22 protein-coding genes and 1 riboswitch are annotated in these 25,106 nt (G+C 34.6%); of the genes, 5 read left to right on the forward strand and 17 right to left on the reverse strand.

Annotation, left to right across the window (positions count from 1 at the left end; all coding sequences use genetic code 11):
• Nucleotides 1–9: 9 nt before the first annotated feature.
• From E0F89_RS08680 to E0F89_RS08725, 10 genes are all read right to left on the reverse strand, one after another.
• Nucleotides 10–711, reverse strand: coding sequence for a phosphoadenylyl-sulfate reductase (locus E0F89_RS08680; RefSeq protein WP_131909416.1), 702 nt, complete (start codon nt 709–711; stop codon nt 10–12).
• A 14-nt stretch (nt 712–725) separates the two neighbouring features.
• Nucleotides 726–1,628, reverse strand: coding sequence for a sulfite exporter TauE/SafE family protein (locus E0F89_RS08685; RefSeq protein ID WP_131909417.1), 903 nt, complete (start codon nt 1,626–1,628; stop codon nt 726–728).
• Nucleotides 1,629–1,743: 115 nt separating this feature from the next.
• Nucleotides 1,744–2,154 (reverse strand): RrF2 family transcriptional regulator, encoded by a 411-nt coding sequence (locus E0F89_RS08690; RefSeq protein WP_091173234.1) that lies wholly within the window; start codon nt 2,152–2,154, stop codon nt 1,744–1,746.
• A 195-nt stretch (nt 2,155–2,349) separates the two neighbouring features.
• Entirely contained in the window at nt 2,350–3,522 is a 1,173-nt protein-coding gene (locus E0F89_RS08695) for a trans-sulfuration enzyme family protein (RefSeq protein ID WP_131909418.1), read from the reverse strand.
• A gap of 66 nt (nt 3,523–3,588) precedes the next feature.
• Nucleotides 3,589–4,014, reverse strand: coding sequence for an OsmC family protein (locus E0F89_RS08700; RefSeq protein ID WP_131909419.1), 426 nt, complete (start codon nt 4,012–4,014; stop codon nt 3,589–3,591).
• Nucleotides 4,015–4,093: 79 nt separating this feature from the next.
• Nucleotides 4,094–4,450 (reverse strand): hypothetical protein, encoded by a 357-nt coding sequence (locus E0F89_RS08705; RefSeq protein ID WP_131909420.1) that lies wholly within the window; start codon nt 4,448–4,450, stop codon nt 4,094–4,096.
• 38 nt (nt 4,451–4,488) lie between these two features.
• Nucleotides 4,489–6,903, reverse strand: coding sequence for a bifunctional aspartate kinase/homoserine dehydrogenase I (gene thrA, locus E0F89_RS08710; protein WP_131909421.1), 2,415 nt, complete (start codon nt 6,901–6,903; stop codon nt 4,489–4,491).
• 17 nt (nt 6,904–6,920) lie between these two features.
• Nucleotides 6,921–7,883 carry an alpha/beta fold hydrolase gene (locus E0F89_RS08715; protein WP_243699503.1) on the reverse strand — a complete coding sequence of 321 codons (963 nt, stop codon included), beginning with the start codon at nt 7,881–7,883 and terminating at the stop codon, nt 6,921–6,923.
• Between the two features lie 78 nt (nt 7,884–7,961).
• A riboswitch (SAM riboswitch) is annotated at nt 7,962–8,069 on the reverse strand.
• Nucleotides 8,070–8,323: 254 nt separating this feature from the next.
• Nucleotides 8,324–8,518, reverse strand: coding sequence for a hypothetical protein (locus E0F89_RS08720; protein ID WP_131909423.1), 195 nt, complete (start codon nt 8,516–8,518; stop codon nt 8,324–8,326).
• A gap of 200 nt (nt 8,519–8,718) precedes the next feature.
• Nucleotides 8,719–9,021 carry a hypothetical protein gene (locus tag E0F89_RS08725; protein ID WP_131909424.1) on the reverse strand — a complete coding sequence of 101 codons (303 nt, stop codon included), beginning with the start codon at nt 9,019–9,021 and terminating at the stop codon, nt 8,719–8,721.
• A gap of 735 nt (nt 9,022–9,756) precedes the next feature.
• On the opposite strand from E0F89_RS08725, the gene metK reads away from it, so the two are divergent.
• Nucleotides 9,757–11,007 (forward strand): methionine adenosyltransferase, encoded by a 1,251-nt coding sequence (gene metK / locus E0F89_RS08730; RefSeq protein WP_131909425.1) that lies wholly within the window; start codon nt 9,757–9,759, stop codon nt 11,005–11,007.
• 72 nt (nt 11,008–11,079) lie between these two features.
• Here the strand turns inward: metK and E0F89_RS08735 are convergent, their stop codons facing one another.
• Nucleotides 11,080–13,830 (reverse strand): carboxypeptidase-like regulatory domain-containing protein, encoded by a 2,751-nt coding sequence (locus tag E0F89_RS08735; RefSeq protein WP_131909426.1) that lies wholly within the window; start codon nt 13,828–13,830, stop codon nt 11,080–11,082.
• 26 nt (nt 13,831–13,856) lie between these two features.
• Nucleotides 13,857–14,756, reverse strand: coding sequence for a GLPGLI family protein (locus tag E0F89_RS08740; protein WP_131909427.1), 900 nt, complete (start codon nt 14,754–14,756; stop codon nt 13,857–13,859).
• 114 nt (nt 14,757–14,870) lie between these two features.
• Between E0F89_RS08740 and E0F89_RS08745 the strand changes: the two genes are divergently transcribed.
• From E0F89_RS08745 to E0F89_RS08760, 4 genes are all read left to right on the forward strand, one after another.
• The gene (locus E0F89_RS08745; RefSeq protein ID WP_131909428.1) at nt 14,871–15,662 is read left to right on the forward strand and encodes a hypothetical protein; all 792 of its coding nucleotides are present in this window, start codon (nt 14,871–14,873) and stop codon (nt 15,660–15,662) included.
• Complete coding sequence (locus E0F89_RS08750; protein ID WP_131909429.1) at nt 15,662–16,276, forward strand: deoxynucleoside kinase; 615 nt, start codon at nt 15,662–15,664, stop codon at nt 16,274–16,276. Before E0F89_RS08745 ends, E0F89_RS08750 begins: the two co-directional genes overlap by 1 nt.
• A gap of 299 nt (nt 16,277–16,575) precedes the next feature.
• Nucleotides 16,576–16,872, forward strand: a complete 297-nt coding sequence (locus E0F89_RS08755) for a type II toxin-antitoxin system HigB family toxin (protein WP_131909430.1) — start codon at nt 16,576–16,578, stop codon at nt 16,870–16,872.
• Nucleotide 16,873: 1 nt separating this feature from the next.
• Nucleotides 16,874–17,242: a helix-turn-helix domain-containing protein gene (locus E0F89_RS08760; protein ID WP_131909431.1), complete on the forward strand. Its 369-nt coding sequence runs from the start codon at nt 16,874–16,876 to the stop codon at nt 17,240–17,242.
• A 67-nt stretch (nt 17,243–17,309) separates the two neighbouring features.
• Here E0F89_RS08760 and E0F89_RS08765 read toward each other — a convergent pair whose 3' ends face one another.
• The 5 genes from E0F89_RS08765 to E0F89_RS08785 all read right to left on the reverse strand — a co-directional run bounded on the left by E0F89_RS08765 (nt 17,310) and on the right by E0F89_RS08785 (nt 24,820).
• Nucleotides 17,310–19,769 carry a sodium-translocating pyrophosphatase gene (locus tag E0F89_RS08765; protein WP_131909432.1) on the reverse strand — a complete coding sequence of 820 codons (2,460 nt, stop codon included), beginning with the start codon at nt 19,767–19,769 and terminating at the stop codon, nt 17,310–17,312.
• Nucleotides 19,770–19,879: 110 nt separating this feature from the next.
• Complete coding sequence (locus E0F89_RS08770; protein WP_131909433.1) at nt 19,880–20,410, reverse strand: inorganic diphosphatase; 531 nt, start codon at nt 20,408–20,410, stop codon at nt 19,880–19,882.
• 107 nt (nt 20,411–20,517) lie between these two features.
• Complete coding sequence (locus E0F89_RS08775; RefSeq protein WP_131909434.1) at nt 20,518–21,120, reverse strand: DNA-3-methyladenine glycosylase family protein; 603 nt, start codon at nt 21,118–21,120, stop codon at nt 20,518–20,520.
• 106 nt (nt 21,121–21,226) lie between these two features.
• Nucleotides 21,227–23,713, reverse strand: a complete 2,487-nt coding sequence (locus E0F89_RS08780) for a DUF5686 family protein (RefSeq protein WP_131909435.1) — start codon at nt 23,711–23,713, stop codon at nt 21,227–21,229.
• 126 nt (nt 23,714–23,839) lie between these two features.
• Nucleotides 23,840–24,820 (reverse strand): pyruvate dehydrogenase complex E1 component subunit beta, encoded by a 981-nt coding sequence (locus tag E0F89_RS08785; protein WP_131909436.1) that lies wholly within the window; start codon nt 24,818–24,820, stop codon nt 23,840–23,842.
• Nucleotides 24,821–25,106 lie beyond the last annotated feature (286 nt).

The raw sequence follows: 25,106 nt of genomic DNA on the forward strand, positions 1-25,106 counted from the left end.
CTCTGTTATCTATTTCTGGTGTAAACCGCATTCCTTGTGACTAGATTCCCACCACCATCTGCCTGCTCGGATATCTTCTCCAGGGACAATTGCTCTGGTACAAGGTGCGCAACCTATACTAACGAAACCTTGTTTGTGTAATGCATTTTGTGGTACATTGTTATCGTCTAAATATTCCTGAACCTCTTCTAATGTCCATTTTAACAATGGATTAAATTTTATTATATCGAATTTTTCATCGTATTCAAAAAGGTCTAAATCATTTCTGTTTTCGGATTGCTCTGCTCTTAAACCGGTAATCCAAATCGAATTTCCTTTCAAAGCTTTAGTCAACGGTGCTACTTTTCGAATGAAACAACATTCTTTTCTATTCTCCACTGATTCATAAAAACTATTTGGGCCTTTTTGATTTAATAACTCTTCAACCGCACTTGTTTCCGGGAAATAAGTTTTAATATCGATTTGATATTTTTTCAAGGTCTTATGAAAAACATCATACGTCTCTTGAAACAATCTTCCCGTATCCAAAGTAAAAATGGTAATTGGTAAATTATTTTTTCCAATTAAAGCCGTAATTACTTGATCTTCCTGGCCAAAAGAAGTAGAAAAAACTACTTTGCCTTTAAATTCATCAGCCAAAAAAGTCAAAGTTTCTTCAATTGAAAAATCCTTTGTTTTTTCTAATAAAGTATTTGTTATCGCGATGCTCATAATTTCGTTTCTCTTTATAATAATTTAAACAGCGTTTTTAAACTCAAAATAATAATTAAAACGCCTACCAAAATCATCATAGGCTTTCTCTTTATTCTATTGACTAAAATTGCGGCAATTGGAGCAGCAATCACACCACCCAAAATCAACCCTATAATCACTTGCCATCCTTGTATTCCTCCAAAAAGCATGAAAGTTACACCACTTGCAAAAGCTACAGCAAACTCCGCTGCATTTACAGAACCGATAGTATATCTTGGATTTCTGCCGTTCCCAAGTAAAGTTGAAGTCACTATTGGCCCCCATCCACCACCGCCAACAGCATCCATAAAACCTCCAAAAGAAGCTAAAACCCCTAATTTTTTAGTTTTCTTTTTAATGATATTTTTCTGCATTGCTTTTCTGATAATTATAATTGCCAGCGCAATCATATAAACTGCTATATAAGGCTTTATCGCATCTCCATCAATCACATCCGAGAGTAAATAAGCCCCTGCAATAGATCCTAAAACACCCGGAATCAACAAATGTCTTACTAATTTTTTATTGATATTCCCAAAACGATGATGAGAAATCGCAGAAGCTCCTGTCGTAAACATTTCAGCAACATGAACACCTGTACTGCTGATTGCCGGAGGAATTCCATACGCCAATAAAAATGAAGTAGAAGTTGCTCCATACCCCATTCCTAAGGTTCCATCTACTAATTGCGCAAAAACACCGATACAGAAAAAGATTAAAAATTCCTGATTAAATCCCGCTATAAAACCATCCCAAGAAAATTCAGTATGATGATTATATACCAATGTAGAAATTAATCCTACCAATAAAACAACGGGAATAACAACCCATAAGCGTTCTTTAAAGGTCGTTTCCGATTTTTCATTGATAGTAATGGTTTTCAATTCTTTGCTCATGCTTAAAAATTCAACTGTTTTAATACTAAAATACATTACCCCATCGGAATAGTAGATTATTGTGCAAAAATAAAACTTTTAAGTTAACTACAAAATTTATTTTGTGATTTATTCTTTAAAATGCAATGTCTGCCAAGGTGTTACTTTCTAAAATTTTCAGGGTATTATCGCGCACTTCAATCATCAGTTTACGAACCGCGCAAGTAGCTTCATTAGAACAGTCCAAACAAGGCTCATAAAAATTATGGCTGGCACAAGGAAGTAATGCAATTGGCCCTTCAAGAATGCGATACACATGGGCCATATTAATGTCTTTGGGATCTTTTATCAAATAATAGCCACCGCCTTTTCCTTTTTTAGCACCCAAAAAACCGGAATGGCGCAGTAATAATAAAATACTTTCTAAAAACTTGATGGAAATAGTCTCGCTCTTGGCTATCTCCGCTATTTGAACAGGAGAATTATCTTTTTGGCGTGCCAAAAAAGTAAGTGCTTTTATTCCGTATTTTGTTTTTTTAGACAGCATAATTGACGTTTGATTGAAGATTAACGATTGCTAATTTTTGATAGTTTAAAAATCAGAACAATCATACCCTTTTTACAACAACAAAAATATACTTTTTGAATGAAAGATGGTGAAAGGAGATTAACGATTGTTATTAGATTGGAAATCTGCTCCCGAAACTTCGAAACAAAATCGTTAATCCCAAATCAAAAATCATCAAGACAAAGCCTGCTCCAAATCAGCAATTACATCTTTTACGGTTTCCAATCCTACTGAAACACGCACTAAACCATCGGTAATACTAACTGCCAAACGTTCATCAACAGATAATTTACTGTGCGTTGTTGATGCTGGATGCGTAACAATTGTTCTGGTATCTCCTAAATTTGGTGATAAAGAACACAGTCTTATTTTATCCAAAAAGTTTCTTCCGGCTTCAAGACCACCTTTGATTTCAAAAGCTACAATGTTTCCGCCCAACTTCATTTGCTTTTGAGCAATTTCATATTGCGGATGCGATTTCAAGAATGGATATTTCACCTTATTAACATTAGGATGCTGCTCTAAAAACTCCGCTACTTTCAAGGCATTTTCGCAATGTCTGTCTAAACGAATCGCTAATGTTTCAAGGCTTTTTGACAACACCCAAGCATTAAAAGGTGATAAAGAAGGTCCTGTAAGTCGGGAAAACAAATAGATTTTCTGAATCAAATCTGCTTCACCAACTGTTATTCCGCCTAAAACTCTCCCTTGCCCGTCCATTAATTTTGTCGCAGAATGCACCACTAAATGTGCACCCCATTTTATAGGTTGTTGCAAGTAAGGCGTTGCAAAGCAGTTGTCAATGACCAAAATCAAATTGTGTTTTTTGGCAATTGCTCCTAAAAGTTCCAAATCGATAATATCAACAGCTGGATTGGTAGGTGATTCTGCAAAAAGAATCTTAGTATCAGCAGTAATCAAACCTTCAATGGTTTCCGGCTTGTTAATATCAAAATACGAAGTTTCAATATTCCATTTTGGAAAATAATTAATAAATAAAGAATGTGTGGCTCCAAAAACACTACTAGAAGAAACGATATGATCTCCAGATTTCAATAAAGCTGCCAAGGTTGAATATACCGCAGCCATTCCGGATGCAAAGGCAAAACCAGCTGCAGCACCTTCCATAGCACAAACTTTATCAACAAATTCGTTGGTGTTTGGGTTACTATAACGGCTGTAAATATTCCTGTCTTTTTCTTCGGCAAAAGAAGCACGCATGTCTTCGGCATCTTCAAATACAAAACTGGAAGTTAAGTACAATGGCACTGAGTGCTCTAAATATTGTGTTCTTTCTAATTGGTTGCGTATGGCTTGGGTTTCAAAACCAAATTCTTGATCGTTCATTCTTTTTTAGTTTTAAGTTTAAGGTTTAAAGTTGTTTGAATATTGAATTCAATCACTTTGCTTAAACTACAATGGTTTATTATTCAAAACTACTTTGTAATATATAGTTGCTGTTGGCTCTAATGTTTTAGAAACCGAACAGTATTTTTCGAAAGAAAGTTGAGCCGCTCTAGCTGCTTTTTCTTCGTTTATTGGCCCTTCCAAATAAAACACAATGTGAATATCCTTGAATGGTTTCGCTTCTCCAACTTGTACACGTTCTCCTTCTACTTCAGCTTTGAAAGAGGTGATTTCCTGACGTTGTTTTTTCAAAATTGAAATCATATCAATGGCACTACAACCCGCAACACCCATCAATACTAATTCCATTGGACTTGCGCCCATATCATTTCCTCCAAATTCTGGTCGGCTATCAACGTTAACTATATGTCCTCTTTCATTTTTTAATTCGAAATGGAAATTGTCGTTTACTCTGTTTAATGTTATTTTCATATTATTCCCCTCCCCAACCCTCCCCGAAGGGAAGGAAGCCAAGACTGGAGGCAGTCCCTTTTTTTTAATTTATATTTTATTACAACACGAATAGAAAAAGTAATATTGAAATAAGCCAGAACATACTATTGAACCAACCATCTATAAATAAAGACTTATCCATTGTCCAGTAAGTATCAACACTGTTTCTTTTATATATTAGGTAAAATAATTTGCTTAAAACATAATAGACAAGCTGTGCAATCATTGGTACAAATAATGAATTAATAGCAGTGTTTTTTCCAAAACCAATCAACACACTTATTGAAGCAATTAAAAACAATATTACATTCAAAATTAATAGTTTAAAAAACCATTCTTTATTATCTAATTTACTTTTGTCAAACAAAAACAGAATTGACACATTCATTCCAATTATAATAAAAATGACATTCATATCAATTGCTTTTTCTTACTGATCACTGAACAATATTTTTACCCTTTATCCGACAACCTTAAAATATCTCCAAAAACTCCTCTCGCGGTAACTGCTGATCCTGCGCCTGCACCTTGAATCACGATTGGTCTGTCGCCATAAGATTCTGTGTAAATTTCGAAGAAAGAATCAGAACCCTTCAATCCGCCCAGCGCTGTATCTGATGGCACGGAAACAAGTTTCACTTCCAGATTTCCTTTGTCATTTTGCAAATCGCCTGACAATTCGCCTATGTATCGCAGCACGTGATTTGGTTTCTGGTCGGCTTTTATTTTAGCATAAACTGGATCAAACTCCGTCAATTTATTCAAGAAATCAGAAACATCTCCTTCACGTAAATGTTCTGGAATTAAATTTTGAATCTCAATTTCTTCAAACTCATTTTGCAAGTCCAATTCTCTTGCTAAAATCAATAATTTTCGACCAACATCATTCCCGCACAAGTCCTCTCTTGGATCCGGCTCAGTATATCCATTTTCAATTGCTTCTTTCAATATTTCGCTGAACGAAGCGTCTTTTCCAGAAAAATTATTGAACAAATAACTCAATGTTCCTGAGAAAACACCTTTAATCTTGGTAATGTTTTCACCAGAAAGGTGCAATAATTTAATCGTATCAATCAACGGCAATCCCGCTCCAACATTCGTTTCATAAAGATAACTCTTTTGATTATCCGCCAAAACTTTTCGTAATTTTTTATAAAAACTATAACTAAGCGTATTGGCTACTTTATTGGATGAAATCAAATCAAAACTGCTTTCTGCAAGTGGAATGTAATTTTCAACAAATGTAGCACTTGCAGTGTTATCAATCGCGATCAAATTCTCCAAATGATGCTCATTTGCGTAGGCAATTACATCATCAATAGTATAAGAGAATCCATTGTTTTGAATTTCATTTTTCCAATTTGGAGTAACGCCATTTTTATTTAAAAGGACATTACTGGAATTGGCAATCGCAAAAACATTCAGTTTGATGTCTTTTCTTTTTTCGATGGTTGATGCTGATTCCAATATTTGGTTAATCAACGTTCCGCCCACTAAACCATGCCCGAAAATAGCAATGTTGATTTTCTTTGAAACTCCAAAAATCTCTCCGTGAATCACGTTTAAGGCTTTGTTCAGCTGCGATTTTTTCACCACCAAACTCACATTTTTACCCGTAACCGTATTATTGAAAAGAATCGGGACAATTTTATTTTTTATCAAGGCCGTATAAGGCTTGTGAAACGTACTCAAATCCTGACCAATAATAGAAATTACAGAAACATTATCGGTTACCGTGATTTTATTCACATCTTTTGAATAAAAATCCTTTTCGAATTCTTTTTCCAATTCAATCATGGCTTTTGTCGCTTTATCAGCAGCTACGACTAAACCAATTCCTCTTTCTGACGAACCTTGTGAAATAATACTTACACTAATATCATTGTCGCCCATCACTCTGAAAATTCTGGCATCAACACCAGTTTTACCTAGTAATCCTCTTCCTTCCAGATTCACTAAAGACACATTTTCAAGTACCGAAAGTGTTTTAATGCCTTCCTTATTAGAATTAGAAGTAATTAATGTTCCTTTATTTTCGTGGTTGAAGGTATTCAAAATTCGAAGTGGAATATTTTTTTCCAATAAAGGAATAATAGTTTTGGCATGAAGAATCGTCGCACCAAAATTGGCTATTTCATTGGCTTCATTAAATGACAAATGATCAATTTTCTTCGCATCAAGCACTAAATCCGGATTTGCTGTATAAATCCCGTCTACGTGGGTATAATTTTGTAATTCGTCCGCATTTAGGTAATTGGCAATTAAGGAAGCAGTATAATTACTGCCGTTTCTTCCTAAAGTAGTGGTGTCATTATTGTTATTCGAACCAATGAAACCAGTGATAATATTAACTGTTGTTCCACTATTATGTTTGAAATAATTGATTACATTTTTCTTCGAAATTTGTTCCAAAGGTTGTGCATCACCAAATTTTGAATCGGTTTTAATCAATTCCCGAGTATCTGCAAAACGGGCATTTATTCCGTTTTCAATCAAGATTGCCGTCAATAATTTTGCCGAAAGCAATTCCCCTTTTGATAAAATTTGGTCTTTTATTTTGTTGCTGTAATCGCCTATTAAACTAACGCCTTCAAATAATTTTTCCAAAACATTGAATTCCTCAGATAAATCCACGTTTTGATAATCGTCTTGTTGGTATTTCTTAAAATCCTCAAAAAGCGTTTTATAATCTTTGTTAGTAGCCGCAATTTTTAAAATCTCCTCCAGTTCATCCGTAGCATTTCCTCGTGCCGAAACCACAATGGCAATTTCCTCTCCTTGATTTACTTTATCGGTTATAATCGCGACAACCTTATTTATTCCGTCGCCATTCGATAAAGATTTACCTCCAAATTTTAATATTTTCATTGTGTGTGTTTTTTGGCTTAGAATATATCCTGAAGCAAATTGTGTAATTGTTTGTATTCTATCAAAAAAGCGTCATGTCCGTGTATCGAAACAATTTCTTGATAGCTGACCTTATTTTTATATTTTTTTAATTCCTCGTAGGTTGCTTTGTTTTCATTTGCCGTAAAAAACAAGTCTGAATTGATTCCGATAATATGAATCTCAGCTTCAATTTTTGAGGTTATTTCTTCAAATGAAGCGCTCTTCCTGGTAATATCTATCGTTTTCAACAATTGATTCATCATTTTGTACGACGAAATTTGAAACCGTTTCTGTAATTTTTCACCATGATGCAGCAACCAACTTTCTACATTAAAAACAGCCAATTCTTCATTGGTCGTTCGCTGAAATTTGGCAGTAAAAGACTCTGGAGTTCGATAACACAACATAGCATGAGTTCGAGCATCTTCAATAGGTTTCGAAGAATTTCTGAGAATTTGCTCCTGCAAAAAGCAATTGGCAATTAACCAATCTGTCGATTTCCAATCGGTTGCAATAGGAATTAAATGTTGCGTGATTTTTGGTTCCAATGCAACCATTTCCCAAGCAATTCCTCCACCAACAGAACCGCCAATAATAGAATATAGTTTTTTAATTTCAAGAATTCGAATCCCTTCAATAAAAATTCTGGCAATGTCTCTTGTATTAAAATCCGAATAATTCTCAACGACAAAACCATCAAAACCATTTCCGGGAACATTAAAAGCCAGAATTGTATATTTTGTAGTATCTATAGTTTTGTTGGCACCAATTAAATCATTCCACCAACCATTTTCTCCAACAACTTGTGAATTTCCAGTTAAAGCATGGTTGACCAAAACGATTGGCGCGGTATGCAATTCAGGTCCAAAAACTTGAAAACTTAAGTTTAAGGCAGCATTAAAAGCGCCACTTTCGGTGGTGAAATTTTGTAATGTGATCGATGTTGGTTTATTTTCCAATTGCAAATCTTTTATGATTTTTGACCTGTGTTTGGAAATATTAGAAAGAAAGCTAGGAGTTATCTAGACAAATTCTTAGTGTTATCTTTCCACGTTTGGCGTGGTAGAATGCAGCACCTTCTTCGATAAATCGAAGGGTTGCTAAGGCCTCATCGGGTCTAATCCCTCTGCCTTTCTTTATAACATTTCAATACGTTTGTGAACTTAAAGTAGCAAATTAACCACTATTTTTTTAAACAAGCAAATTTTTCGGATAATTGCTTTTTTACTTTTTGCGAAAATATATTTTTAAAACGCACAAAAAAGCATCCATTAAAATCAATGGTGCTTTTAAGTTTTTGGATGAAATGTTAATTTTAATAAAGTCGTTTTTTACCATTTAAAGTAAGATATTTTAACATTTTTTGTGACTATTTGCGAGCAGTAATAATTCTTTTTATTCATATAAAAAGAACGTCATTTTCCTGAGAATACATTAAAGCCAATAATGAATTAGGAGCTTTTTTTTCAGTAGAACCGGAAGTTTTAATTTCAAACCTAGGGTGAATTAATACAGTTTCCGGCTGGATCACAGTTGTTTTTTTTGCCTGGATTTTAAAATCCGGCCTTGACGGAGTTGTCTTTGATCTTCTCATGGTATTTATTTTTTAGTTGTTTGTATTCGTATCCGTTACCCTAATAAAATTCCAGTTTGAAAAAACTAAAATTTCTTATGGTTGTTTGTATTGCCAATAATAAATTATATCTAAAAAATAAATCCCACCTAATGTTTGCGCTGTTGATTATACGCAAACCAATGTACTTTTACTCATTCATGCTTTTATTGAAAGCGCTATTAAACTGTTTTCATATTAATTTTAGTTACTCGTTTTATTTGCTTTTCAGTTAAACGTTTTTCAGCGCTAGCTTTGGCAATTCTTTCTTTTAAAACTTCCCATTTTGCTTTCATATAAGGATATAATGACAACGAAATTTCGTCTCCATTCTGGGAATTTTTAAAATGTTTTTTATATTCTTTCAAATAATTATTATAATCATCCAGATATCTATCCCATTTATTATTATGTTGCGGACTATGAATTTTGTCCGTTCTTTTGATGGTAATTGCTTCTCCAAAAATATTTTCGCTTGCTTTCATGATTTTATTTTTTTAAAAATGAATAGTTTACTTTCCCTTTGGTTTCTCTTTTTTTAACTAAAAAACAGTCTATTAATTACCTTATTTTTTCCTTATCATTTCATATTTTAAAAAAAGAGATCTAAATAAATTTTAGTTTTTTAGTTTTACTGTTTAACAAATTACTGAAATAAAATTATCACAAGAAAAAAATTACGACCAACTAACACAATATCAGATATAAAGCATTTTTACAGGATTATATTTCAGAAAAAATTTATAAAAGATTACTTCTGAAATGAAATTTGGCAGACCGTAAATTAGTCAGTAAAAATACTGTTAAAGCTCTAATTATAGAGAGCTATTTCAAAACGCAAAAAAAGAATACAGCACTAAAAAAGTTGTTTTTTGTAGCTAACATTGAAATAGGTGAGAAATTATTAAATTAAAAACATAAAAAGCCCAACACTAGGCTGTCGTAATTTTTCTAAGAAGTGATTTTATCCATAATTTGTAAGTTGCAGACAATTTTGCAGGAAAAAAAAGTTAAGATTAATTTGCAATTCAAAATGGTTTCATACATTTGCACCCGAATACAAGAGGAAAAATTTGAACTGATTGCAACCTCTTCATAATGAAACAAATTCATTGTGGATGCTGATAATTTTTCAGTAGAAAAAATGCTAAAGCAGGAACACTCCTTTAGTCCTTTTCAGCAATTATTTTTTCTCGCTTAATTTAAAAATAATAATAATTATGGCCTATTTATTTACGTCAGAATCTGTAAGCGAAGGACATCCAGACAAAATTGCAGATCAAATTTCAGACGCATTAATTGATAATTTCTTAGCATTTGATGCTGACTCAAAAGTAGCTTGTGAAACTCTAGTTACTACTGGTCAGGTAATTTTGGCGGGTGAAGTAAAATCAAATACCTATTTAGATGTACAACAAATCGCTCGTGACGTAATCAGAAAAATTGGTTACACGAAAAGCGAATACATGTTTGAAGCCAATTCTTGTGGAATCCTTTCTGCTATTCACGAACAATCTGCCGACATCAATCAAGGTGTTGATAGAGCAAATCCTGAAGAGCAAGGCGCAGGCGACCAAGGAATGATGTTTGGTTACGCCACTAATGAAACCGAAAATTATATGCCATTGGCACTTGATTTATCTCATAAATTATTGCAGGAATTAGCTGTTTTAAGACGTGAAAATAATGAAATTACGTATTTGCGTCCGGATGCTAAATCTCAAGTAACTTTAGAATATAGCGATGACAACAAGCCAACTCGCATTGATGCTATTGTAATCTCGACACAACATGATGATTTTGATGAAGAAGCAACAATGCTTGCCAAAATCAAAAAAGATCTTGTAGAAATATTGATTCCGAGGATTATTGCAAAAAATCCAACGCATGCACATTTATTTAACGACGCTATTCAATACCACATTAACCCAACGGGGAAATTCGTAATTGGAGGACCACACGGAGATACTGGATTGACAGGAAGAAAAATCATTGTGGATACTTACGGTGGAAAAGGTGCTCACGGTGGTGGTGCATTTTCTGGAAAAGATCCAAGTAAAGTAGATAGAAGTGCTGCTTATGCTACACGTCATATTGCTAAAAACCTAGTTGCAGCAGGTGTTGCTGACGAGATTTTAGTGCAGGTTTCCTATGCTATTGGTGTGGCTAAACCAATGGGTATTTTTATTGATACATATGGAACTGCAAAAGTGAATTTGACTAATGGTGAAATTGCTAAAAAAGTAGAAGCTATTTTTGACATGCGTCCTTACTTTATCGAGCAACGTTTGAAATTAAGAAACCCAATCTATAGTGAAACTGCTGCCTACGGGCACATGGGACGTACTCCAGAAACGGTTACTAAAACTTTTTCTGCTCCAGGTGGAAATGAAAAAACAGTTACTGTTGAATTGTTCACTTGGGAAAAATTGGATTTTGTTGACCAAGTTAAAACTGCTTTCGGATTGTAATACAACATTTATATTATAGAAAAAGGGGATTTTGCCAACGCAAAATCCCCTTTTTTAGTATCCAAACTTTCTCTATAAATTATACTTTACAATAAAGGTTACAAATCGAGGCAGAATAACATTTTCATTTGCGTTAAAACCATTTACGCTAAAGGAGTTATTCAGTCTAGACCTAGTATTTAATAAATTATTGGCCTGAATTCGGTATTCAAATTTGGCGTCTTTTTTAATATAATTCAAACTAGCCGTCATAATTTTAAAATCGTTGGCAATACCAGTCGATTCATTTTTAAAACGGTTAAAGGCATAATCCCAATTGACATTCAAACCATTTAGGAAATAATAATTCAGTTTGACCGTAGGTGTTTGAGTAGTAAATCGATTGGCTGCTTGCTCCGAAAAATTAATGCGGTAACCTAAATCTACATTGGGATATTTTTTGAACTGAGTTGCAAAAGCCAAGTTGTAGCCATGATTGACATTTTCGATGCCTTGAATAAATTCCTGAGTATTTCCATTCACCAGGCGTCTGTTTAGTACAAAATTCCGATTCCAATTAGCATTAATCCCCGCTGTTAATTTATAATACTTTTGGAAGCTTTTCGAATAAAACACATTCCCATTTAGATTTTCATTTTCAGCATCTAAATTCAAACGATCCGATGTAGAGTAAATACTTTGGAACAGAATTCCATTTACCACAGGATTTTTTGTAGTTGTATACCCTATACCTCCAAAAATTGTCGTGAAATTATACAAATTATACTTTGAGTAATTCAGTCTATGACTGGTTACGAGTGAGTTCTCCAATTGTGAATTTCCACGCGCAATGCTATTAAAATTCGTAAAAACATACCCTTCGACCAACGCATTTACATCATTAAAACCGTTTCTCACATTAAAGTTATACGTCAAATTTTCCGATTTTTTCAAATCCCAACGCGCAAACATATCCGGTAATAATCGTGTAAAATTAAGTTTGAAAGGATTACCAAATTGCTCATTGGTGGTATTGTATTGATGAACAGAGAAACCAGGATTAAATGTAAACTTACCTACAATAAATTTATAATGCAATCCCAAAAACGCATCATTAAAACGGTATCTTACATCATTATTATATGCCGCTTGCTCAACAGGATTAACCGTTTGGTCTTGTAATATTTGTAAAATACTCGAATTATACGACTGAAAAGCGTTCGTATTTCCTGCAGTTACATTCAATATACTTTTGTTCGAAATTTGATAAAAGTAATCGATTTTTGCATCTAACTTATTTGTTTTTACAAATCTGGATTGTTCAATATTTAATGAATTCTCATTAACAAAAACCGCACTAGGATCATTTGGGTTTTGCGAAGTAGCGTTTTGATACGGATTGACAGAAAGTTGCGGATTGTAAAATGGATCTTCGTCTTCGTATTGATGTTGCATTTCGAGTACCCAAGTAGACTTTGGATTTTGTGTATAAAACAAATTTAAACTTTGGTTGAATGAGGCAGGTGCTTGTTTTTGAAAAGCAATAACCGTATTGGAATTAGACACCATCGAACCATTGATCATCGAGCTAAAATTAGTCTGGCTATTGTCTACATCTTGTTGGTCATTTTTTCTAAAGAACGCATCATAATCCAATTGAAAATTATCATTGGCTTTGTATTTAGAACCAAATTTTGCAATAAACGCATTGTTTTTAGAATCTGAATTGTTTTTTCTGTTTTCTAAGGTCGCTATATTTGTGGTATTGGGTTCAAAAATCCCTCTTTCTGAGTTAGTAATAGACTGATTGTAGGTAGATGAATAAGCCGCAAAACCGGATAGCGTCCATTTTTTTGAAACCGAATGATTCACATTGAGTGTCCCAAATTTGTCACTCGCTTTGGCCACATTATCGCCGCCAGATAAACCAAAAAAGTTACGATTAAGCGTAAGTGTTGTCCCGCTGCGACCAATAGTGTTTCTTGCTCCACCTGTTATTCTAAAAAAATCTGCAGAAGTCAAAGATACCTCACCAATATTATTCAAATTAACGATAGAGTTGATACTGGTTTTTGGGGAGTAATAAAAGATTTTTGGATTAACAATATAGCCTTCGTCATTTGCTAAACCAGCACTTACATCACCAAACCAAAATTTATCTTTTCCTTTTTTGAGTTTAATGTTAATCGCAATATCATCGTTGTTATTTTCAAGTCCTTTCATTTGCGATACTTCGTTGAAATTTCGCAGCACTTGTACTTTATCAACAGCATCCGAAGGAATATTTTTTGAGCCTAACTTAGTATCTCCCTCCATAAAGGGTTTGCCATTTACAAATAGTTTAGCAACTTTTTTTCCCTCTACTTGCACCTGACCGTCAGCCATTACCTCAAACCCCGGCAGTTTTTTAAACACATCTTCAAGTTTGCGCTCTTCGCCAGTTTTAAACGAATCCGTATTGTACACAATTGTGTCTCCTTTTATAGACACTGGCATTTCACGTACAATTTCTACGCCATCAAGCTCGATCCCGCCTGATTCCATAGTGATGTTTTGCAACATATTTTCGGCTAGAGTTGTCACGGTAACTTCCTTATTTTGCATACCCAAATAACTAAGTTTAATGACATACGTAGTATTAGCTTTAAGGTTCAACATAAACTTCCCTTTGTCAGTCGTTATGGCATAGGCATCCATCGCTTTAGTAGTTTGATTAACCGCCATAACATTGGCCATTTCTAAAGGCAGTTTCGCTTTATCTTGTACAACTCCTTCCAAACGGATATTTTGAGCATAGGAAATAGAAACCACCACAAGGGCGATCAGAACTAGAATTTTTCTCATTTTAATTGGGTGTATAACTACAGATATTAATTTCCAAAACGAATTTGCATGCCGCCTTCTCTACCGCCACGTCCTTGATTCATCTCTCTGAATTCTTCCATTTTTTTCATTACGGCTTCGTCATACTCTTTTTGAGAAACTACTTTTCCTTTGGTTACGGCCTTAATTTCTACTTTATCCTTTGGATTCAGTACAACTTTAGAACATAAAATGGTTGTTCTACCATCATTCACTTCCAAAATTAATCCGGGTAAACCCCAATATCCTTCTGGACCTTGGCTAACTGGTATTTCTGGGGTATACCATGCAGTAATTACTATTTCTTTAGGTACTTCAACCGCATCTAAAAAATTTGTTTTTTTATCATCTGCTGGTTTTGCTCCCTCTTTTTTATCTCCATCCTCTTTTCTCGGTCTCATGTTTCTAAAATCAGTTGCACTAGGTTTTTTTATAGCCGTGGCTTTATAACAAGTATATCCTCCAATTATTCTTGTTTCAGCTTCCATTTTCCAGGCAAGACTCGTAAGCGAATCTTTGACCAAGAATTCTTTCCCCATAAACTCTTTATCGTTACTGTATTGCTTGTCTTTTACATTTTTGTAATAGGTACCGCCGCCGCCTGCAAAGCTTGACATCATTCGGAATCCACCACCACCTTGTGTTGACGCTTCTAACTTTTCTTCTTCCTTATAAATAGAGGCCGTTTTATTGAAGTTGAGGATAAATGTTTTTTCGAACATTTTCTTCATACTTTCCTCAATCCTCTTCTGCATATCCGGAGTCATATTTTTGTTTCCCTCCATTCGGGATTTAAAATCGGAGGTGCTGGTTCTTGATTCATACACCGCCATTCCTTGAAATTCCTGAGCTTGAAGTCCCATAAATGATGCGACTGCTAATACTAATGTGAAAATTACTTTATACATACTATTGGATTTTGATAAATAAGAGTGAAAAATACTATTTTTGTTACAAGTATTCTGTTAAAATAATAATAAGACAATCAAAATTGTATAAGGTTTAATTGTAATTTCGCTTTCATGAAAAAAGCAATGCTATTACTATTTATCGGTTCATTTTCAATGGTGATTGCTCAGAACCTAAAGCCAACTGCTGTTAGAATGGATTCGATCCGTTTTGACGGTGATCAATTTCTGGGATACGACCCTTTTGGTTTTTATTACACCATCAAAAACAATGTCTTTTCTAAAGTTGGAACGCTGGATACAATAGAATACAAGAATATTCCTTTGGGTAAAATCACCAAAGTAGACCTGCAAAATCCACTTAAAATCGTTTTGTTTTACGAAAATTTCAATACAGTTGTCATTTTGGACAATCAATTGAATGAAACCCAAAAAATCAATTTTTCAGAAAATGTGATTCCTATTGTCGCTTCAGCAGTTGGAATAGCTTCTCAAAATCAGCTTTGGATTTATAACAGTATGAATCAGCAACTGGGATTATATGATTATTTGAACAATATTTACAAGACTATTTCAGTTCCTTTTACGGAAAGTATTAAGAATTATTTTTCGGATTTTAATACATTTCATTGGGTTGATAACAAAAACAATTGGTATGCCTGTGATATTTTTGGAAGAATTACTAACAACGGAAAAGTACCTGATTTTGAATCGATTGAAATTATAAATAAAAACCAGTTTGTCTATTCTGCAAATGGGATTTTAATTTTTCAGGATTTGGAAAAAGATCAAAAAACGGAGATTAAAATTGCAGAAAAAAGCTTTAAAAAATTCTATTACAAAGACCAAATTTTATCTATTTTTACATCCGAAGGAATTACAAATTATAAAATCATAATACCGTAATGCACATAGCAATAGCAGGAAACATAGGCTCTGGAAAGACAACTTTAACACGCTTGTTAGCGAAACATTTCAAGTGGGAACCACATTATGAAGACGTTGTCGACAATCCGTACCTAGATGATTTTTACCATCAAATGGAACGTTGGTCGTTTAATTTGCAAATTTATTTCTTGAATAGTCGTTTCCGTCAGGTAATGCAAATTCGCGAAAGCGGTAAGAAAATCATTCAGGACCGAACTATTTATGAAGATGCACATATTTTTGCTCCTAATTTATATGCAATGGGCTTAATGACTAATCGGGATTTCCAGAATTACTCTTCACTTTTTGAATTGATGGAATCCACAGTTAAAGCACCTGATTTATTGATTTATTTAAGAAGTTCAATCCCTAATTTAGTAGGGCAAATACACAAACGAGGTCGTGAATACGAAAACTCAATTTCTATTGAATATTTGAGTCGACTGAATGAAAGATACGAAGGTTGGATTCAAACCTACGACAAAGGAAAATTATTGATTATTGACGTTGACAACATAAATTTTGTTGACAATCCTGAAGATTTAGGAAATATTTTTAACCGAATTGATGCGGAATTAAATGGGTTGTTTTAAAACACAGATTGCACAAATTACCACAGATTTTCAGAATCAAAAATGCCTCACAATTGCGAGGCATTTTTTTTAAAAGATTTTTATGTATTTACATTTGTTTTACTAATTGCCTTCTCCTAAATTATAAGTGCCATTAATAGCATTTTATCAAAAACTATCATTCTATAATTAAATTTTAAACCCGCACCACAAATCAACTGATAAACATTTTCATAAGTCACTGATTAATAAATTAAAACACAAAATTAATTTTTCCCAAATAGGGAATTTTTAACTATCTTTGACATAGAAAATAACGTATGAGAATAATCGCTAAAAGAACCTTACAAAATTTTTGGGAGCAATATCCAAACTCAAAACAGCAATTATTATCTTGGTATCAGGTATTTGATAAAAAAGTATTTGAGAATTCGAATTCTATAAAATCAATTTTTGGTTCAGCTGATTTTATTGGAAATAATAAAGTCGTATTTAATATTTGTGGCAACCATTATCGATTAATCGTAAAAATTAATTATGTAACGCAAATTGTATATATTTTGTTTATTGGAACTCATCCTGAATATGACAATTTGAAAGATATTAAAAACTTATAAAATGGAAATAAATCCTATAAAAACAGAAAAAGATTATGATTTAGCTTTAGAGAGAATAAACATTCTTTTTGATGCTAAACCAAACACAAATGAGGGTGATGAATTAGATATTCTAGTTACCCTTGTAGAAAAATATGAACAAATACATTATCCTATTCCTGAGCCAGATCCTATTGAAGCGATAAAATTCATGATGGAGCAAAACGGACTTACAGATGCTGATTTAGGAGTGATTTTAAATAGCCGCTCCAGAGTAACTGAAATTTTTAAACGTAAAAGAGCTTTAACAATTAAACAAATTAGAGTTTTAACAGAAACACTTCATATTCCAGCTTCAACTTTAATTAAAGAATATGCATTAGAACAATAATTTTTTAATTTCAAACAAAAAATGCCTCGCAAATTGCGAGGCATTTTTTGTTCGAAATTACTTTTAATTACTTCAAAACATCAATTTTTGCCTGAACTTCTGCATCAGTTCCTTCAAAATTTTGAATGTCTTCTTTTCCGTTTATGGTTGTTTTGATTGTCGCTTTTACTTTACCATCCACATTTGTTTTTTCGATAGAAACTTCTTTAGAAACCATTGCAGTTGCTACTCCGGAAGCATTCATAAATTTACACGTTTTGCTGTCACATCCTTTGGCGAGACATTCTTCTTTAGACATTGAAGCGCACATTTTACTGGTAGTGCAACAAGCTGCAGTGCTAGAAAGAGTATGACTTCCATTTCCTAAAATCGGAGCAATTACAAGTCCAATTAAACAGGTTAATTTAATCAAAATATTCATTGATGGCCCGGAAGTATCTTTGAACGGATCTCCAACAGTATCTCCAGTAACCGCCGCTTTGTGCGCATCTGAACCTTTATATGTCATTTCACCATTAATCAGAACACCAGCTTCAAAAGATTTTTTGGCGTTGTCCCACGCACCACCTGCATTGTTTTGAAAAACAGCCCACAACACACCCGAAACGGTAACTCCGGCCATATAACCTCCCAGCATTTCTGCAATTAACTGGTTATTATCTGAATAAACCAACTTCCCTAACAGAACAATTGCAATTGGAAAACCAATAGTCAAAATTCCCGGTAACATCATTTCGCGCAAAGCCGCTTTAGTAGAAATATCAACACATTTTGCATATTCTGGTTTTCCGGTTCCTTCCATAATTCCTGGAATTTCCCTGAACTGACGACGTACTTCATACACCATATCCATTGCGGCTTTTCCAACAGAATTCATGGCCAAAGCCGAGAAAACTACCGGTATCATTCCGCCCACAAATAACATCGCTAAAACAGGCGCTTTAAAAATATTGATTCCGTCAATTCCTGTAAACGTTACATAAGCAGCAAATAAAGCCAATGAAGTTAGCGCCGCCGAAGCGATTGCAAATCCTTTTCCAGTTGCTGCCGTTGTATTTCCTACAGAATCTAAGATATCTGTTCTGGTGCGTACTTCTTTAGGTAGTTCGCTCATTTCAGCAATTCCTCCGGCGTTATCAGATATTGGCCCGAAAGCATCGATTGCCAATTGCATTGCCGTTGTAGCCATCATCGCGGAAGCAGCCAAAGCCACACCATAAAATCCTGCAAAAGCATACGATATCCAAATCGCAGCAGCAAATAATAAGACCGTTGGAAACGTCGAAATCATTCCGGTTGCCAAACCTGCAATTACGTTTGTTCCGGCTCCTGTTGATGATTTTTGAACAATTGCCATAACGGGTTTTGTACCTAATCCTGTGTAATATTCTGTAACAGATGAAATAACAGCTCCAACTACTAATCCAACAATTGCGGCATAAAAAACACGCATCGAGGAAATTTCTTTAGTCCCTTCGCCAAAGAAATTCATTTGCATCGTTTCCGGCAACATATATTGTACTAAGAAAAAACAAGCAATAGCTGTTAATACAATAGAAACCCAGTTTCCTATATTTAATGCTTTTTGAACTTGTGCTTCCTTGGCATTATCATCTGTAATTTTCACTAACATCGTTCCGATAATAGAAAATAAGATTCCGAAACCGGCAATTGCCATTGGTAATAAAATAGGTCCTATTCCGCCAAAAGCATCTTGAAGATTTCCGCCCATATCTTTGATGACATAATTCCCAAGAACCATGGCCGCTAAAACGGTTGCTACATAAGAACCAAATAAATCGGCACCCATTCCGGCAACATCACCCACATTATCACCTACATTATCCGCAATTGTAGCTGGATTACGAGGATCATCTTCAGGAATTCCAGCTTCTATTTTCCCCACTAAATCAGCACCGACATCGGCCGCTTTGGTGTAAATTCCACCGCCAACTCTGGCAAACAAAGCGATAGATTCAGCTCCAAGAGAAAATCCGGCTAACGTTTCCAATACAATGGTCATGTCTTCTGTAGAAGTCCAAACGCCGTTCATAAAAAAGTGAAAGAAAAATATAAAGAAAGTGGTCAATCCTAAAACGGCTAAACCAGCAACTCCTAATCCCATTACGGTTCCGCCGCCAAAAGATACTTTTAAGGCTTGCGGCAAACTGGTGCGTGCAGCCTGCGTGGTTCTAACATTTGTTTTTGTTGCTATTTTCATTCCCATATTCCCCGCCAAAGCCGAGAAGAATGCGCCGAAAACAAAAGCAACCACTATTAATATGTGCGTAGTAGGAACGATAAATGAAATTCCCGCTAAAACAATACTCGCACCAATAACAAAGAAAGTCAACAACCTATATTCTGCTTTCAGGAAAGCCAAGGCTCCTTCGTAAATATAATCTGAAATCTCTTTCATCTTACCGTCGCCAGGATCTTGTTTTAAAACCCATGCTCGTTTTGTAAACATAAATGCCAGTCCGATAAATGCCATGGCTATTGGCAAATAAATCATTATTGTATTCATAATTTTGGTTTGGTTTTTGGTTAATATTAATAGTGTAACGAAACGAATTTAAACAAAAAAGCAATACTCTTAACAGAATATTGCTTTTTTTGTAAAAATTGGATATGAAATTATTTTATACTAAATAATCCTTCTGGTTTATTTTCAATTTGATTAAAACGCTCCGTACATTCTTTAATAATGGCATACGCTTCATTTACATCGCCCCATCCGCCTACATCAACTTTTTTATTTTCAAGATCTTTATAAACCTGAAAGAAATGTTCGATTTCTTTTAATAAGTGTGGATTCATATCTGATAAATCATTCAATGAATTCCAGATTGGATCTGAAACAGGAACGCAAATTACTTTTTCATCCGGTCCTTTATCATCTGCCATGTGGAAAACACCAATAGGTTTTACTTCCATCACACATCCGGGAAAAGTTGGTTCATTTACCAAAACCAAAACATCCAATGGATCTCCGTCTAATGCTAATGTTTCCGGGATAAATCCATAATCAGCCGGATACATCATTGAAGAAAATAACATTCTGTCAAAACGCATTCTTTTTATTTCGAAATCATATTCGTATTTATTTCTACTTCCTCTTGGTATTTCGATTAAGACATCGAAAGTTGTTAATTTGTCTGCAGTCATTTTAATTTTTTCTTTTCTATAATTATGGCTGCAAAAATAAGGAAAGTATCCCTTTCTACAATAAAAAATGTATGTTATCTGTTGATTAAATTTTAACAGTGAGTACTTTAGTAAATTACTTTTCTATTTCGTTTGTTTAAATAATGGTGCCACAAAAGATAGGTTGCAAAAGATCGGTACGGACTCCATTGCTTTGAATGAACTTCCATTTTCTCTTTTTCGTGAATATCCAGTAATTCCTTGATGGTATTTACTACCGCAATATCTCCCAACGGTAATAAATCCGGAGCTTGCAAACAAAACATCAAATAAATATCGATAGTCCAGTTTCCTATTCCTTTGATTTTGATGAGTTCTTCCCGTACTTGCTGAGTTGTTTTTGTCGATAAACTTTCTAAATCAATATCCTTATTTAATATTGCTGTCGCCAAAGCTTTAATATAAGACGTTTTCTGACGGCTTACGCCAAGATTCCTAAATTCGGCATCCGATATGTGAAGAAGAATTTCGGGCGTGAGAATTTCTTGAATTGCTTTAACTTTTAAAAAAGTGGCTTTAGCCGAATCTATAGAAACCTGCTGTTCCAAAATCAATAATACCAAAGTCTCAAAACCTTCCGGTCTTTTGGGAATGTTTGGCATCCCATATTGTTCGATAATGTCCTTGAAAATGCTATCTTTTTCTGAAAGATAGTCGATTGCTTCTTGCATAAACTGATTTTTTTTTAGCCCGTCCCGTAGTTACGGGAGGAAACGGCATCCCACGCCTTTTAGCGTGGATTTAGTGTACATCCCGAAGCTTCGGGAGGAATAGCTCCTAAAAATGAAACCCAATCGCTGCTTTTACAGTAAAACGATTGGTGTCCGGCGTGTTGAGATAATTACCGCGCCAAGCAAAATCGATGCGTAAAACTTTGAAGATATTCCCAATTCCGGCGCTGTATTCCCAATACACTTTTTCGGGTGCACTATACATTAAACCCGAGGCATTAATCGCTCGGTTTTCATCAGAAATGGTTCCGTAAACACCTTTTACGGCTACAATTTCTCTCCAATTCAGTTTACGCATAAACGGTATTCTGGAGAATAACCGACCATTAAAATTGTGATTCCACTGCAAAGTAGCGTATTGGTCTGCAACAAATTCATAAAAATTAAGGTTGTTAAAGGTATTTTCAAGTATGAAAAAAGTTTGATTTCCCGGGATAACACTCATCAATCCCAAAGGAACGGTTCCAAAGGTTTTCCCCACTTCCATTATGATATTCGTACGCCCCAAAGGCCCAATAATTATAGGTTGTTTATAATACAACTGCAGTTTGTCATATTTGAAATCACTGTTTAATAATCCTTTAAATCCATGACTGTAATTGATAAAAAAGCGACTGTACGGACTTTCCACAATTTCTCTCTCTACTGCAAATCCGATTGTTTGTCTTTTAGGACTGTATTCAACCTGAAAGTTAACCTCTGACTGTCTCACATCGCTTTTTGTGACAGCATTTGGAATATCTGTGTAATAATCCAGACTGAAAGTTGGCGATGCAGATTCGAGTGTGCGATAGGAAATTCCGGTTTGAAAAATCAAATTTTTAACGGGTTCAATTTCTACCGCGATATTACTCAGGTTAATGTTTGTCAATTTCCCGTTATTTCCTGACGAAAATACGGAAGATGAAGCAAAACTTCGGCCTAAAATATCGTAAGTTGTAGTGAGACTCGCACCAATTTGTTCGATATCACGCCTGTTTCCTGCGGACAAAATGATTCTTTTTTTCTTATCAACCATCCATTTTCCCGAAAATCCGTATTTGAATTTATCATCCTTAAAACCATATGCGGTATAGCCTTGTAAACGCCAAGTGTCTGCAGTACCAAAATACGTTCTTCCTCCCGCTCGCAGGCGAACGCCTTCAACTTCATTGTACCCAAATGTGGAAAAAATAGGACCAAAATCAAAATTCCCAATTGGCAAAAATCCGCTCGCCAGAATTTGAACCGTATTGTGTATCTGTTGGTATTTTTTGACCGTTTGCAACGTATCCAGCATTTTGTAAACGCCCAATTCGTCCTTGGTTAAGTTTTCGAATCGATTTTCGTCCCAATATTCATCCGTTTTATTGAAGACAGCTGCGTCGACATAATTGACTTCCTCTTTATAAAAGGCGACCGGTTTTTCTATATTAAACTGATGGTTTCTGTAATAAGTAGTTCGTTTTCCGTAAACGCCTTTTGAGTTTTCTTTTTTGTTTAAAGCAAAATCGGACATCAAATAATCCTTCGTTAATAAAAATACGGAATCGCTGACCACTTCAAATTCCTGCTCCAAATAAATGTCTTTTACCCAGTTGATATTGGCGCTTTTGGTTACCGCCATATTGATTTTTTTAATGGCAAAAGTCGAATCATTGACCCAAAAATCTCCTTTGAAAGTCAATTCGTTTTTACGCCTTGGATAAAATACAATATTATAACACCATTTTTTATCAATATATGCACTGTCTTTCAAAACATAGTTATAGACATCAATCCCTGTTTTAGATAATGGACTGGTGAAACTTTTGTCAAAAAAAGTTAAGTAATTATTGTAGATGTCGTAGTTGGAGTATAAATCTTTTACAAAAGTCAAAATCTGTTGGTTCCCATTAAAACCGGACGTTTTACTGGCTTTCAGTTTCTCTTTAAGTTTCTTCAGCTTATTGTCTCCGTAAACGTCATTCAAAGATTCGTTGACAAAAATCGGTAAATACGTTTTACCGGTGATTTTTGAAGTATCCATTTGATTAAAGATAAATTCCATCCCTTTGAAAAGTTTGCTTTTCATGAAAGCACTGTCAATAGAATTCATGTCAAATTCTATTTTCTCATACTTCTCCATTTGGTATTGGTCAAACAAATACAAGCCGTTTTGACGCTTTCTTTCCCAAATTTTTCGAAGTATTTCAATAGCAGGATTGTTCTTTTTCGAAGTTTTTCCGGTAAAAATGAGTACTTCATTTAAACTTTCGGCTTCGTTTAGCTGAATCTTTAAATTATAGTTGACAAATTTCTCCAATGTAATTTCTTTTTCGGAAAACCCAACTGCAGTTATCAATAGTACCGAATATTCTTTAGCCGATTCCAGATAAAACTTACCGTCTTCATTAGCAACAATTCCTTCACTCGAGTTCTTGAAAACCACATTAGCAAAGGGAATCGGCAGATTCAATTTGTCAACCACCACACCACTTACCTTTGTTTGAGCAAAAACTGCGTTAACAGTAACAAGAGAAAAAAACAAGAGAAACAACAAATTCTTTTTCATAATCATTCCAAAAAAAAAACTTCATCAAAAAAATAATTGATGAAGTTATGAAGTGTAGACTTCTTAGATTGCTAGAATTTTTAGATTAAGATTTTACAATCTAAGAAGTCTAAGGATCTAATTGATCTATTTTTTATACATTACTTTTTTAACCGCTTTTACCACGTCACCAGCATTTGGCAACCATTCTTTCAATAAAACCGGAGAATAAGGCGCTGGCGTATCAGCAGTTGTAATACGTTGAATTGGCGCATCCAAGAAATCAAAAGCACGCTCTTGAACAATATATGTAATTTCTGAAGCAACACTTGCAAAAGGCCATGCTTCCTCAAGAACTACTAATCTGTTTGTTTTTTTAACCGATGTTAAGATCGTCTCATAGTCCATAGGACGCACGGTTCTCAAATCGATAATTTCACAAGAAATTCCTTCTTTGGCTAATTCATCAGCAGCAATATGTGCTTCTTTGATAATTTTTCCAAAAGAAACAATCGTTACATCCGTACCTTCACGTTTGATGTCAGCAACTCCAAGTGGAATCGTGTATTCACCATCTGGCACTTCTCCTTTATCACCGTACATTTGTTCAGATTCCATGAAAATCACAGGATCGTTGTCACGAATAGCCGCTTTCAACAAACCTTTCGCATCGTAAACAGTAGATGGAACTACCACTTTTAGACCCGGAGTGTTCGCAAACCAGTTTTCTAATGCTTGGGAATGCGTTGCTCCTAATTGTCCTGCCGAAGCTGTTGGACCACGAAAAACGATTGGCACATTAAATTGTCCACCAGTCATCTGACGCATTTTGGCAGCGTTATTTATAATTTGGTCAATCCCAACTAAACAAAAATTAAACGTCATGTATTCCACAATCGGTCTGCATCCGTTCATTGCCGATCCTACTGCAATACCAGTAAAACCAAGCTCAGCAATAGGAGTATCAATCACTCTTTTCGCACCAAACTCAGCAAGCATTCCTTTAGATGCTTTGTAGGCACCATTATATTCTGCAACTTCTTCACCCATTAAGTATATGGACTCATCGTGACGCATTTCTTCACTCATCGCTTCGCAAATGGCCTCTCTAAATTGTATCGTTCTCATATTATATGTTGTATGTGTCTAATTTTCGAAAAGCAAAAATAAATATTTTATATCACTTAAAAGCATAAATTAACCTAAATTAATTCAGGATTTACAGTGTTAATTTTCAGGAGCTATTTCCGGCTCTCCGCTGTATCTTCCTGTGGCTAAAGGCGCCACAGGAAGGATGCCGCTGCTATCCGGGCTACGAAATCGAAATAGTACCGAAAAATATTATGCATGCATAGTATATTATTCAAATTAATATTTTAAATTTGTAAAAGAAATTACGAATAATTAAATATAT

This window comes from Flavobacterium caseinilyticum (genome assembly GCF_004349085.1).
Classification (GTDB): domain Bacteria; phylum Bacteroidota; class Bacteroidia; order Flavobacteriales; family Flavobacteriaceae; genus Flavobacterium; species Flavobacterium caseinilyticum.

Excerpts from the sequence above, each read along its gene's own strand:
- E0F89_RS08680 (WP_131909416.1), bottom strand. The coding sequence starts at position 711 with ATGAGCATCGCGATAACAAATACTTTATTAGAAAAAACAAAGGATTTT.
- E0F89_RS08685 (WP_131909417.1), bottom strand. The coding sequence starts at position 1,628 with ATGAGCAAAGAATTGAAAACCATTACTATCAATGAAAAATCGGAAACG.
- E0F89_RS08690 (WP_091173234.1), bottom strand. The coding sequence starts at position 2,154 with ATGCTGTCTAAAAAAACAAAATACGGAATAAAAGCACTTACTTTTTTG.
- E0F89_RS08695 (WP_131909418.1), bottom strand. The coding sequence starts at position 3,522 with ATGAACGATCAAGAATTTGGTTTTGAAACCCAAGCCATACGCAACCAA.
- E0F89_RS08700 (WP_131909419.1), bottom strand. The coding sequence starts at position 4,014 with ATGAAAATAACATTAAACAGAGTAAACGACAATTTCCATTTCGAATTA.
- E0F89_RS08705 (WP_131909420.1), bottom strand. The coding sequence starts at position 4,450 with ATGAATGTCATTTTTATTATAATTGGAATGAATGTGTCAATTCTGTTT.
- thrA (WP_131909421.1), bottom strand. The coding sequence starts at position 6,903 with ATGAAAATATTAAAATTTGGAGGTAAATCTTTATCGAATGGCGACGGA.
- E0F89_RS08720 (WP_131909423.1), bottom strand. The coding sequence starts at position 8,518 with ATGAGAAGATCAAAGACAACTCCGTCAAGGCCGGATTTTAAAATCCAG.
- E0F89_RS08725 (WP_131909424.1), bottom strand. The coding sequence starts at position 9,021 with ATGAAAGCAAGCGAAAATATTTTTGGAGAAGCAATTACCATCAAAAGA.
- metK (WP_131909425.1), top strand. The coding sequence starts at position 9,757 with ATGGCCTATTTATTTACGTCAGAATCTGTAAGCGAAGGACATCCAGAC.
- E0F89_RS08735 (WP_131909426.1), bottom strand. The coding sequence starts at position 13,830 with ATGAGAAAAATTCTAGTTCTGATCGCCCTTGTGGTGGTTTCTATTTCC.
- E0F89_RS08740 (WP_131909427.1), bottom strand. The coding sequence starts at position 14,756 with ATGTATAAAGTAATTTTCACATTAGTATTAGCAGTCGCATCATTTATG.
- E0F89_RS08745 (WP_131909428.1), top strand. The coding sequence starts at position 14,871 with ATGAAAAAAGCAATGCTATTACTATTTATCGGTTCATTTTCAATGGTG.
- E0F89_RS08750 (WP_131909429.1), top strand. The coding sequence starts at position 15,662 with ATGCACATAGCAATAGCAGGAAACATAGGCTCTGGAAAGACAACTTTA.
- E0F89_RS08755 (WP_131909430.1), top strand. The coding sequence starts at position 16,576 with ATGAGAATAATCGCTAAAAGAACCTTACAAAATTTTTGGGAGCAATAT.
- E0F89_RS08760 (WP_131909431.1), top strand. The coding sequence starts at position 16,874 with ATGGAAATAAATCCTATAAAAACAGAAAAAGATTATGATTTAGCTTTA.
- E0F89_RS08765 (WP_131909432.1), bottom strand. The coding sequence starts at position 19,769 with ATGAATACAATAATGATTTATTTGCCAATAGCCATGGCATTTATCGGA.
- E0F89_RS08770 (WP_131909433.1), bottom strand. The coding sequence starts at position 20,410 with ATGACTGCAGACAAATTAACAACTTTCGATGTCTTAATCGAAATACCA.
- E0F89_RS08775 (WP_131909434.1), bottom strand. The coding sequence starts at position 21,120 with ATGCAAGAAGCAATCGACTATCTTTCAGAAAAAGATAGCATTTTCAAG.
- E0F89_RS08780 (WP_131909435.1), bottom strand. The coding sequence starts at position 23,713 with ATGAAAAAGAATTTGTTGTTTCTCTTGTTTTTTTCTCTTGTTACTGTT.
- E0F89_RS08785 (WP_131909436.1), bottom strand. The coding sequence starts at position 24,820 with ATGAGAACGATACAATTTAGAGAGGCCATTTGCGAAGCGATGAGTGAA.